The sequence below is a fragment of the Candidatus Defluviibacterium haderslevense genome (genome assembly GCA_016712225.1).
Classification (GTDB): Bacteria; Bacteroidota; Bacteroidia; order Chitinophagales; family Saprospiraceae; genus Vicinibacter; species Vicinibacter haderslevensis.
Genome location: JADJRL010000003.1, coordinates 1,588,074 through 1,601,231 on the forward strand (window position 1 = coordinate 1,588,074; position 13,158 = coordinate 1,601,231).

Sequence of the window (13,158 nt, forward strand, 5' to 3'; positions counted from 1 at the left end):
TAAATGGATCTTTGTTTTTTTAAAGTTATTCACAACGAACCTTTTAAGATGTAAGTTGGTATTTACAACGTTGAGTACAATTATAAGTCTAATTGATAATTTAAACCCATATTAAATAATTAACCATTATTTTTGTGGCTATGAATCGAATATTATTCTTATTTATTATTTTTTTCCCAATAAGTGCCTCTACTCAAGTTTTAGACTCAGTATGGATTAAAAACTTTGACAGTATGGTGTTAAAGGCGCAAGTTTATATAGACAAAAAGGATTTTCCTAATGCATTAATTAAATTAACTGAAGCTGAAAAGGGAATTCAAGAAGTAGGAGAATCAAGTTCATTTCAATTTGGGGAATTACGTTTTTTGCAAGGAAGGGTTTCGTATTTCAAAAAAGATTATCATCAGGCAGAAATTTATTATAATGAATCAATAGCAATTTATAAACAGTTGAATAGTAAAATTCATCCTGTTTATACAAAATGTATTATGGCTCTGGGGGTACTTTTTTATGTACAAAAAAATTTTATTCAAGCTGAGCCCTATTTTCTTGAAGCAAAATTGAATTATGAAAAAACAATTGGAACGGAACATCTCGATTATGCTAAATGTATGAATAATTTGGCCGGAATTTATACGGAATTCGGGTATTATGAGAAAGCTGAATCATATTTCATAAAGAGTAAATCGATCTGGGAAACTAAAGCTCCAGAGCATCCCAATTTCGCAGTAAGTATTAATTCGCTCGCAGTTTTGTACACGACAATGGGTGAATATAAGAAAGCTGAATTATTATATATACAAGCCATTGATGTTAGAAAAAAAACGGTTGGCACAAACCATCAGGATTATGCGGCTAGTTTATCTAATCTAGGCACACTTTATGCTTTCATGCGTAATTATGATAAAGCTGAAAATTTGATGCTTCAGTCATTACATATTAGAGAACAGGTATATGGAAGAAGGAGCGAGCCGGTTGCAATTGAATTAAATAATTTGGCCCTTTTGTATAAGAATATGGGTAAGGATGAGAACTTGGAAAAATATTTTCTAGAAGCTAAATCGATATGGGAAGAATTATCAGCAATGGAAACCTCCTATTATGCCACCGTTGTAAAAAATTTAGGAGTATATCACATGACTAAAAAAAATTACCCAGTAGCAGATTCTTTATTTAAGATAGCTTTAAATAAATATGATAAAATTGTTGGAAAAAGTCATCAAGATTATGCCAGTGTCTTGTCCTATTTGGGTTATATTGAAACAATAAACCATCATTTTGTAGAAGCTGAAAAGTATTTACTTGAGACTAAAAATATTCTTGAATTAAGTCTTGGACAGAAAAATGAATTTTATACCAATAGTTTGAATGCACTATTTTTTCTATATTGGGAAAAACAAGATTTTAATTTAGCATCACAATATTTAATTCAAGTCTTGCACAATGATATAAGTTCACTTCAAACGGCAAGTACCCATCTCTCAGAAAAGGAGTTAAGATCTTTTATTGTCGATTTTTCTAAAAGGTTGAGTTATAGTTTTTCTTTTATTCCACACAAAAACGAGTTGGTTGAGGAATGCTATAATGATATATTATTTTTTAAAGGCTTTTTATTAAATTCTAGATCCCAATTAAAAAATTATGCAAATTCTGATTCTATTTCAGAAGATTATTTTAACCAATTAAAAGCTGCACACAGATTACTTTCTATAGAATACAGTAAACCAATAGCTTCTCAAAGGAATGTATCGGATTTGGAAGAAAAAGCAAATTCACTTGAAAAGTTACTCATTACAAATAATAAACTATATTCTTCAGCAATAAATCAAGTGAAATGGAATCAGATTTGCAATCAATTAAAAACCGGAGAAGCTGCAGTTGAATTTGTTCATTATCAATTATACTCACCAGAATTAATAGATAGCATCATATATGCAGCAATGATTTTGAGGAAAGGAGATTTAAAACCTAAATTTATTTTGCTTTTTGAAGAAAAGGAATTAAACAATTTATTACAAGCTCATTCTACTAAAAAATCTGATTATGTAAATGGTTTATATAACACCACAGACCGAGGCATTATGGAAGATAAGAGTCTAAATAAGTCATTGTATGAATTATTATGGAAGCCAATGGAAACTGAATTATTGGGAATAAATAAAATTTATTATTCTCCAAGTGGCTTAATTCATAGAATTAATTTAGATGCAATTCCCATTAATCAAGAAATTATCCTTTCAGATAAATATACTTTGATTGGATTAAACAGTACTCGTCAATTAGTGATATCGAATTCGGTAGATATAAAAAACAATGAAGCCGTTTTGTTTGGAGGGCTTCGTTTTGATTATGATAGTACTCAATTAAATCATGGTATACTCATGGCATCCAACGATCGAAGTGATAATGCTGATAGTCAAATTGTCTCAGTAAATAGATCTGGGAGCTGGAATTATCTATTAGGAACAGAAAGGGAAGTAAATTCCCTAGAGAAAATTTTAACTTCATCAGGGATAAAAGTTGAAATTAAAAAAGGATATGAAGGCACAGAAGAGTCATTTAAAGAAATCGGAAGGACATTAAATGGTTCACCAAGAATTGTGCACATAGCAACCCATGGATACTTTTTTCCGGATTCTGACCGAACAATTTCTGCCAAAGTCAGAATGACAAATGATCCCGCCTATTCTGGCGGGACGGCAAGTGAGGGAACTTTGAAAGCTGCATCATCAAAGCTAAAAGTTGAATTTGAAACAACCGAACCTGTGTTTAAAACATCCGAACATCCAATGCTTCGTTCAGGACTCATTATGGCCGGAGGTAATGCAGCATGGCAGGGAAATCAAACACTCGAAGGTAAAGAAGATGGAATATTAACCGCTTACGAAATATCTCAAATGAATTTATCCAATACAGAATTAGTTGTATTATCAGCATGTGAAACAGGCCTAGGAGACATACAAGGCAATGAAGGGGTTTACGGGTTGCAACGAGCATTCAAAATTGCAGGAGCGAAATATCTTATCATGTCTTTATGGCAAGTTCCAGACAAACAAACTTCCATATTGATGACTACATTTTATAAAAAATGGTTAGAAGAAAAAATGAATATTCCGGATGCATTCCATGCTGCACAGAAAGAATTACGTGATCTTGGTCTGGATCCTTATCAATGGGCGGGATTTGTTTTGGTAGAATAAATAGTAAATTGCGTGTTTGCTTTCATTCTCATATTTTCTTTCTTGGTTTGAGCAGACACTTGAAGTTGGTATGTTGATAAGCATTTTGGATTCGTCATCATTGGTTGTGATTTTGTGATACTCAGTTGAGAGTTAACAGTTTTTTAATTTAAATTGATAAAAAATAAACTAAAATGAGATTCATGATCCTTACACTATTAATGCCATGTTTAGGACTTTTGCAGGCGCAAACAATCGATTCAGTGGCTATAAAGAAACAGGTGGATAGTCTTTTAAAGGTCTCCCGCGCCCTCGTAGATAAACACGACTTCGATAAAGGCCTCGAAGTCAATGCAGCTGCTGAAAGACTTGCTATTGTGAATTTTGGTAAGATATCAGCCGCATATGGAAATTGTGCCTACAATAAGGGTAGGCTATTTTATTATAAATTTGATTACACTGAAGCCGAAAAATGGTTTCTTGAATCCAAAGCTATCCTAGAAAAAGCCGTTGGAAAGGAGCATCCCAAATATGCCTGGAGCCTTCATAATCTTGGACTCCTTTATAAGACTATTGGAAATTATGAAGTGGCTGAACCTTTTTACCTTGAAGCCATGGCCATTCGAGAAAAAGTGTTGGGGAAGGAACATCCCGATTATGCATCAAGTATGGCCAACCTAGCAAACTTATACATTGCTGTGGGTAATTATGAAAAAGCAGAGCCCCTCTACCTCGAATCTAAAGCCATCCGCGAAAAAGTGCTGGGTAAAGATCATCCCGAGTATGCCAAAAGCTTATCCAACCTAGCAATCTTTTTTTATGAAATGGGTAACTATGAGAAAGCTGAGCCCCTTTACCTCGAATCCAAAGCCATCCGCGAAAAAGTGTTGGGCAAGGAACATCCCGATTATGCCAATAGTCTATCCAACCTAGCGGTACTTTATCATGACATGGGTAACTATGAAAAAGCTGAGTCACTCTACTTAGAAGCCAATGCAATTTTGGGGAAAGTGCTGGGTAAGGAGCATCCTGATTATGCCAATAGCCTAAACAATTTAGCTGTTTTCTATGATGACATGGGTAACTATGAAAAAGCAGAGCCCCTCTATCTCGAATCCAAAGTCATAATGGAAAAAGTGCTAGGTAAGGATCATCCCGATTATGCCTCAAGCCCGAATAACCTTGCAAACCTTTATTATGAAATGGGCAAATATGAAAGAGTCGAGTCCCTCCATCTTGAAGCCAAAGCCCTACGACAGAAGGTGCTGGGTAAGGAGCATCCTGATTATACTTCAAGCCTGACTAATCTAGTGCGTTTGTATGAAAGACAAAACAGATATTTAGACTCGGATCCTTTAAATGAAGAAGCATTTATTCTATCACAAACCAGACTTATAAATTCCATGTCATTTCTTTCCGAAAAAGAACTTTCCAAATACATTACAAACTTTCAAAATAGTACTGCCGAATTAAGTGCATACCTGCTAGCACGTCAAGCTGAGAAATCACAGACTGGAAATCTATCCGCTTTGGTTTATGACCATGTTCTCTTTTACAAAGGATTTCTCCTTACTGCTGCCTCCAGACAAAATACACTATCTGCTGCCTCAACTGAATCAAAGGAAATTAATGTTCGTCTTAAAGTTTACCAACGGCAACTTGCTACTGAATATGCAAAGCCCATCGCCGAAAGAAACGATATTAACGAATTGGAAGAGAAAGCCAATATTGCTGAAAAGGAACTTGCCAGATCAGTAGCTGGTTATGCAGATGCCATTCGACAAATAAAATGGAAAGAAGTTCAAGCTACTTTGAAACAAACAGACGCTGCAATGGAGTTTATTTCCTTTAAAGTAAATTTTCCGCTTACAACAGACAGTAATCTTTATGCTGCTTTATTGGTTAAACCTGGTGACAAGCAACCAAAGTTTATTCCACTTTTCGAATCAAAATCTTTGGACTCACTTTTACATTCCAAATCCGAACGTAAAGCAGATTATGTAAATTCATTATACACACTTGCTGAACGTGGAATAGTTGCAGAACCAGGTCCTAAAAAATCTCTATATGAAATTCTTTGGAAACCACTTGAGAAAGAGTTAACAGGAATCAAAACGATTTATTTTTCACCCAGTGGATTGTTGCATCGTATCAATTTAGACGCAATAGCTATCTCAGAAACGGAAACTCTGGCGGACAAATATAAATTAGTTGAATTAAACAGCACCCGTCAATTGGTAATTCCCAGACAAATCAAAAACGGAAACAACGATGCGGTTTTGTATGGAGGAATACAATTTGAACAAGACAGTACATTTCAAAATAATGAACCTTTAATTGTCTCTCGGTCAAGAGGAGAATTATCCTTCTCGTCCATAGATTCCACTTTAAGAGGAGGTTCATGGAATTACCTTGCGGGAACAGAGCGCGAAGTGAATTCGATTGAAAAAATAATGGAAACTTCAGGTTTAAAAGTGATTTTGAAAACAGGATATGAGGCCACAGAAGAATCATTTAAAAATATCGGAGTAAATAATGCATCTTCACCCAGAATTTTACACATTGCCACTCATGGTTATTTTTTTCCGGATCCAAAAGGAAGTCGTCAGTCATTAGTTGGCGGAAATCATGATGAACCTGTATTTAAAATGTCTGAACACCCAATGCTTAGGTCCGGATTAATCATGGCTGGAGGAAATGCTTCTTGGCAAGGTAAACAGACGTTGGAAGGAAGAGAAGACGGAATTCTTACAGCTTATGAAATATCACTAATGAATCTCTCAAATACGGAACTAGTTGTCCTTTCTGCCTGTGAAACAGGCCTAGGAGACATACAAGGCAATGAAGGGGTATACGGGTTGCAACGAGCTTTCAAAATTGCAGGAGCAAAATATCTTATTATGTCTTTATGGCAAGTTCCAGATAAACAAACTTCCATATTGATGACCACGTTTTATAAAAAATGGTTAGAAGAAAAGTTGAACATTCCGGATGCATTCCATGCTGCACAGAAAGAATTACGTGATCTTGGTCTGGATCCTTATCAATGGGCGGGTTTTGTACTTGTCGAGTAAGTCTTTGTAATTTGTCTTTATCAGAATAAAATCAACAAATTGTTTAGGATAATGTAAATAGAATATCACTTTTTTTGTACATAAATCAAATACTTTTCTGTAAAATAAGGCTCCGGGAATTTGTCGAATATGTCCCATTTTTCAATATAATTTCCTTTTTTAATTTCTTTGATTTCAAGATTGAGATCGCCACCTTTATATGCTATAAGTCCATTGGGTAATGCATTGATTTGTTCTTTTTTCCACTTCCCATAGGACCAATTTAATAATTCATGAAGAGTAGCAACTGCGCGGCTAATAACGAAATGATATTGTTCCTTATGACTTTCTGCCCTGGTGTGAATGGCAGTAATATTTTTTAACTCTAATGCATCACTAACGGCTTGAACTACTTTTATTTTTTTTCCAGTTCCATCGATTAATGTAAAATGTACATCCGGGTAAAATATGGCTAAAGGAATACCCGGAAATCCACCACCACAACCTAAATCTAATATCGTGGTACCAGAAGCGAATTTAATAAATGAAGTTAAGGTTAAGGAATGCAGGACATGATGAAGATAGAAATCATCCATATCCTTTCTCGAAATAACATTTATTTTTTCATTCCATTCTTCATATAGAGATTTTAATTGGGATAGTTGTTGTATCTGATGGTCACTCAGACCATTGAAATATTTGACAATAGATTCCATATTACCACGTTTTTTTAGGAATAAATAAAAAAGGAATTTGAACTAATAAAAACAATACATATTGCAATTCTAAGATCGGATATAAAGGGATTAAATCTTTTTCGTTCCATTTATTACAGCATTTAGAATAGAGTGTCCAGGATATGATAATATTAATGAAATATAATGAAAAAGTGAGCCCATAATATCCATTTATAAATAAAATTGTCAAGGTGAAATAAAAGACAAACAGACTCATAAAAAAGCTACTGATAAGTATTTTTGATTTTAAGTTATAATAAAGAGAACTCGAGAAATGTCGCCTTTTTTGATTAAAATACGAAGACCAGGTTTTCTTTGCATGGGTATAAACAAAGCTATTCACATGAGTAGCAATAGTAGTATTTTCAGAAGTTGCTTGCCGGTTGACCAATAGATCATCATCTCCAAATGCCAATTCAAGCCGCATTTTCAACGGGTCTGAAATGGACTTATGATACATTAAGTTTCTGCCGACACCCATGTAAGGGATTCCAATTAATACACTAGAAAAGGATTGAATGGTATTGAAAACACATTCAAAACGGATCATTTTATTGAGCCAGCTATTCGTGTTGAAATATGGAGCGTACCCTAACACAATTATTTTTGATTCGGATGTATGCTCAATCATACTTTGAATCCATAATTTGCTGGATGGTGTACAATCTCCATCCGTAAATAATAACCAAGAGTGTGTAGCCTGGCTTACTCCATAAATAATTCCTGGTTTTTTACCTGCTTTAGGATTTTTAAAAACCCTAATCTTTGAATCTTTATTGGCATAATTTGATATGATCTCCCAGGTTTGATCTTGAGAATGATCATCAATAATGATAAGCTCAAATTCTGGATAGTTTTGGTCTAAGATCAATTGAATTAGTCTTGAAATATTCTCTGCTTCATTTTTTACACAAATAATAACGGAAACCTCTTTAAAATGTGTTAAAATTGGCTGAATTGGTGATAAAAAGCCTATTTTTGAGAAAATAAAGATCCAAAAGCCCAATTGGATAGCAAAAGTTAGAAACGCAATCCAAGTGATTATAGTTAAAATCATAGTACAAAGAAATAAAAATATACCCTAAATATTAAATATTACGAAATATCTTTATATGTTTGCAGCTGATTATGTGTATTATTTCAGGTAAAACGATTAATTTATGACTCGGATTATAACCCTTAGCCTTTGTTTATTGTATTTTACGGTCCATGCTCAAATGAATTTTGAAGGAAAGTTCATTTATGGTAATGAATGGTTAATTCCAACGCAAGAATATTATAAATTTAACATTGGTACAGACGGGATCTATAAAATCACTTTAGATGATTTAAGAAAAGCCGATTTACCCATTCAAAATATAACTTTAGACAAAATACGCCTGTATCACCTAGGCCAAGAGGTTGAAATTAGAACTTCAACCAACGGCTTGATGGGGAAAGATGATTTCATAGAATTTTTTGCAGTGAGAAACAGAGGAGAACTGGACGCTCCATTATTTAAGAAAGCAAGTTTTGTGTTTAATGAGGATTACAGTATTTATTCAGACACTTCAGCCTATTTTATAACTTGGAATGCTACACCAAGTACATTTAAATATCAAGAAATTCAAAATGATCTTACCAATCCAATTCCTAAGGACAATTATTTTATTCGAGAAATAACAACTTCATTCAAAGAAGTCACCATTAAGCGTTCTTTTGGTTATGGGCATAGTCAAAAATTACCAGATTTTGATGAAGGGCAGGGTTATGGAACGGATTATTTTGTTGAAAGAGCCTGGGATTTAATGCTTGAAAATGTATATAAAAATGATATTGATGCCAATATTAATGTTGCCATTACAGGTTATGGTGAAGATGCCTCAGCACATAAGGCTGCATTTTATTTGAATAATAATTTGCTGAAAACAGATCCTTTTAGTGGATATAAAGTAAGAAGAAATGCGTTGACAATTGCAGCAGCAGACTTAAGTTCTCAAATGAATTTAAAAATAAAGGCTGAAGGAAATATAGAAGATAAATTGAGTGTCTCTGTAATTAAATATAGTTATCCGTCTGAATTTAAATTCAATCAAAGTAAATATGCCCAGATTAAAATTCCGTCATCCATCATTCGTAAATATCTTGAAATAGAAAATTTTGATGGAGGACCTGAACTTTTAATCTATGATTTAACCAATAAATTGTTTATTAAAAGTTCTAGAGAAAATAACGGCATTTATCGAATCTCAATTCCGGAATCAACATCAGATCGAACACTAATCTTATTAAATCCTAGTGAAGTCAAGTCAGTAAATAATATCAAAAAGTCCTTCATTGAAAATTATGTAAGTGATGGAACCATTGATTTTATTATCTTAACATCGAGTCAATTATTGAATGGAACCTTGGGAAATAATCAGGTGCAAGATTATGCGAGCTATAGATCTAGTTCAGCAGGAGGAAACCATAAAGTTAAAATTGTTGAAGTCGAAAATATTTATAATGCATTTGGATTTGGTATACAGGGACATGCTATTTCTTTAAGGAATTTTTTCCAATACACAAGAACAATATGGCCCAATGTAAAATATGCCTTTATAATTGGTAAGGGATTAGAATATCCAGTTTACAGACAAAATAGTAATTTAACAGAATTAAATTTTGTTCCTACCTATGGTGCACCTGCATCCGATGCCATGCTCATTTCTGATTCTTTGAGAATTCCATTTTACGCTATCGGAAGATTGCCTGTAATTAATGGTCAGGAAATTCTTGATTATGTCAATAAGGTTAAGGAACATGAAGCTTATTTGGCAACTAAAGAACATACTATTGAGAATAAAGAATGGATGAAGCGAGTACTCCATTTGGCTGGAGGAGATCCAGCATTATATTCTATTATCAATTCTCAGTTGTTTAATATGGAGGATGTAATAGAGAATAATTTGTATGGATCCAAAGTAGAAACTTTTTACAAACAAACATCAGGTGCTGTAGAAGAATCTAAATCAGAACAACTCATTAATTTAATAAATAATGGAGTTTCGATTATTACTTTTATGGGCCATTCAGTTGCTTTCAAACTAGACTTCAATCTTGAAAGTATATATTCCTACAACAATAAAGGCAGATATCATATGTTTGTTGCCATGGGATGTTATGCCGGACAAATGTATAATTCAATAAGGAGTATCAGCGAAGTTCATAATCTAACACCAGATAGAGGATCTATTATTTATTTATCTAATTCTACAGCGGGTCTTCCTACCATACTATCTACATTTGGTGGAGAACTATATAGACAATTAGGGGGTAAATATTATGGATTAAGTGTAGGAGAAGCAGTAAGGGAATCAAACAGAAATTTAATATCAGATGCTAATAAAAATTTGGCTAATTTAACCAATGAAGCCATTTTACATCAATCATTGTCAACTAGTTTTGATGGAGATCCTTCTATAAGACTAAATAACAATCCTGGTCAAGATATTGTAGCGGATCCATTGACCGCAAAAGCAAGTCCTAATCCATTATTCTCATCGCAGAAAGAATTTAAATTTAGTGTAGATATCCTTAATTTAGGAGTGAGCTATAAAGATAGTGTGCGGGTTCTAGTTAGAAATCAAGGACCTGATGGTAAATTAACTACCGTTTTTAATGGTTCGATATTGACACCAACACTTAGATCAAATTATACCTTTACAATTCCGTTATTTGGTCAAAGTTCGGTTGGATTTAATACCTTATTTGTTACCGTAGATTCAGATGATAAAATTGATGAATTGCCAAGCCCTCAAGCAGAGAAAAATAATGATTTAGTTTTTGCAAATGGAGAAAATGGCTTTAAATACTATGTAATTGGAAATGATGCCATTCCCGTCTACCCAACTGAATTTGCTATCATAACCAAGGATAAAATACAATTGATTGCAAGTAACGGTAACACCTTTGCAAAATCTTCAAATTATTATTTTGAAATCGACACAACAGCATATTTTAATAGTTCATTAAAAAGAACTAAATCAGTAAATCAGGTTGGAGGCGTTATTAGTTGGAATATTGACCAGTCCTTATTACCTAATACCGTTTATTATTGGAGAATTAGACCTGATAGTAGTGGTTCAGGAATCATTGCATGGAAAAACAGTTCGTTCATATATATTCCTTCTTCTTCAACAGGTTGGAATCAATCTCATTTTTTTCAACACACGCAGAATGACTTTACTAAAATGAATATAAGTGAACCAGATCGTAAGTTTAAATACAATGATGAGGTTGTAGACTTTAGAGTATATAATGGGTATATAGAAATACCTGGTATATTCATTAGGCCTAAAATTTTTATCAATTCTCAAGTAGAAGTTGATTATGATTATTGGAACCGAATGACAGATGTATCAGGAATTCTTGTTTCTGTATTTGATGCTTTGGATGGACACTTATGGATTAACCAAACAGGTAGTGATTTCAACAGTTCTGGTAATGGAACCTTTGTGGGGCAAAAATATTTTTTATTTAGAACTGAGACCAAAGACCAAAGACAACAATTAATAAATTTTTTGACAAACGTCGTTCCAACGAATTCAGTTGTAACTATAAGTACATTAGTGCAATTGGATTATTCTTTTTATCCTGAACTTTGGGAAAGCGATGGACCCAATAATTTATATACTGTATTAAAAGGTTTTGGTGCTAAAGAAATTGAAGCATTGAAAACTTTTGGTTCTATTCCTTATTTGATGGTATTTAAAAAGGAAGATGCTCAGTTTGAAGTCAAAGAAAGTTTGGGAAATAAATTTACAGAAATTGAAATAGGTCATCATTTAAATATAAGTCAAACGTCTGGTTACGTTCAATCCAGAATTATTGGCCCTGCAATTTCTTATGACAAATTTCTATGGAATTATAAAGGGTTTAATGGAAATGAAGACAAGCAAGAAATCAATATTTATGGAATAGACTCTAAAGGTATAGAAACCAAGTTATTCGGACCTTTTGTTGATTTAGAAAAAGATTTGAGGGGTGTTGATGCGAAATTATATCCCCAGTTGAAATTAGAGTGGAAGACGGAGGATGAAATCAGCAGAACATCTCCAAGTAATGATTTTTGGCGGGTACATTATAAGGGACTTCCGGATGTAGCATTGAATCCGGCTCAATGGTTTACTAAAAGTAAAGATACTTTGAATCAAGGAAATATATTGAGAGTTGAGATTCTCGCGCAGAATGTTAGCGAATACGACATGGATAGTTTGTTAGTAAAATTTAGTGTAGTCGATTCAAAAAATGCAACGGTAAATACATATAGACGTTTTATTCCTGTTAAAGCCTTGGCATCTATTAAAATACCTTTTGATATTAGCACTACCCGCCAAGTTGGAGCTTATAAATTATTTGTTGAATTAAATCCAGATCAAGATCAAGCAGAATTATATTCTTTTAATAATATTGGTGTTATCGATTATTATGTACGGAAAGATATTAGAAGACCAAAATTAACCGTCGTATTTAATGGAGTACAAATAACAGATGGAGAAATTATTTCACCTGAATCCAATATAGAAATAGCATTGCGAGATGAAAATATTGGTCAGCCTTTAGTTGATACTGGATTGTTTACGATTAAATTTGAATATCCGGATAGATCCGTTCACCCGGTGTATTTAGGTGCATCAAATGTGAGCTTTATTCCTGCGAATGTAAATGGAACCAAAAATGAAGCAAAAGTAATTATTAGTAATGATTTTACTATGGACGGAACTTACAGATTGATTGTTAGAGCTAAAGATGCCACAAATAATTCAATCAGTGATGATGACTATAATATTTCTTTCCAGGTCATTTCTAAAAGTGGTGCGTCAAATGTATTCAATTACCCGAATCCATTTACGACCAAAACAAAATTTGTTTATACGCTAACAGGTAGAAATGTACCCGATTATTATAAGATCCAAATATTATCTGTGTCCGGAAGAGTGGTCCGTGAATTAACTCAAGATGAAATCGGTCCATTAAAGATTGGAACACACATGACCGAATTCGAATATGATGGGACAGATGAATTTGGTGCAAAACTTGCGAATGGTGTTTATTTATATCGAATGGTATTTAAGAACAAATCAGGAGAAGAAGTCAGTAAGTATGATACGGATACCGATAAATTCTTTAAAAATAATTTAGGGAAAATGGTTATCATTAGATAGATGA

At 33.4% G+C, this 13,158-nt stretch carries 5 protein-coding genes; 3 read left to right on the forward strand and 2 right to left on the reverse strand.

All coding sequences use genetic code 11. From position 1 onward, the window contains the following. Positions 1-140: 140 nt before the first annotated feature. Complete coding sequence (locus tag IPK88_06440) at positions 141-3,200, forward strand: CHAT domain-containing protein (GenBank protein ID MBK8243042.1); 3,060 nt, start codon at positions 141-143, stop codon at positions 3,198-3,200. A gap of 173 nt (positions 3,201-3,373) precedes the next feature. Further along, complete coding sequence (locus tag IPK88_06445; GenBank protein ID MBK8243043.1) at positions 3,374-6,253, forward strand: CHAT domain-containing protein; 2,880 nt, start codon at positions 3,374-3,376, stop codon at positions 6,251-6,253. Between the two features lie 65 nt (positions 6,254-6,318). On the opposite strand, the gene rsmG is transcribed toward IPK88_06445, so the two are convergent. Next, the gene (gene rsmG / locus IPK88_06450; GenBank protein MBK8243044.1) at positions 6,319-6,948 is read right to left on the reverse strand and encodes a 16S rRNA (guanine(527)-N(7))-methyltransferase RsmG; all 630 of its coding nucleotides are present in this window, start codon (positions 6,946-6,948) and stop codon (positions 6,319-6,321) included. Between the two features lies 1 nt (position 6,949). Then, positions 6,950-8,026 carry a glycosyltransferase gene (locus IPK88_06455; GenBank protein ID MBK8243045.1) on the reverse strand — a complete coding sequence of 359 codons (1,077 nt, stop codon included), beginning with the start codon at positions 8,024-8,026 and terminating at the stop codon, positions 6,950-6,952. Between the two features lie 103 nt (positions 8,027-8,129). Here IPK88_06455 and IPK88_06460 point away from each other — a divergent pair, with 103 nt between their 5' ends. Then, positions 8,130-13,154, forward strand: coding sequence for a hypothetical protein (locus IPK88_06460; protein MBK8243046.1), 5,025 nt, complete (start codon positions 8,130-8,132; stop codon positions 13,152-13,154). Positions 13,155-13,158 lie beyond the last annotated feature (4 nt).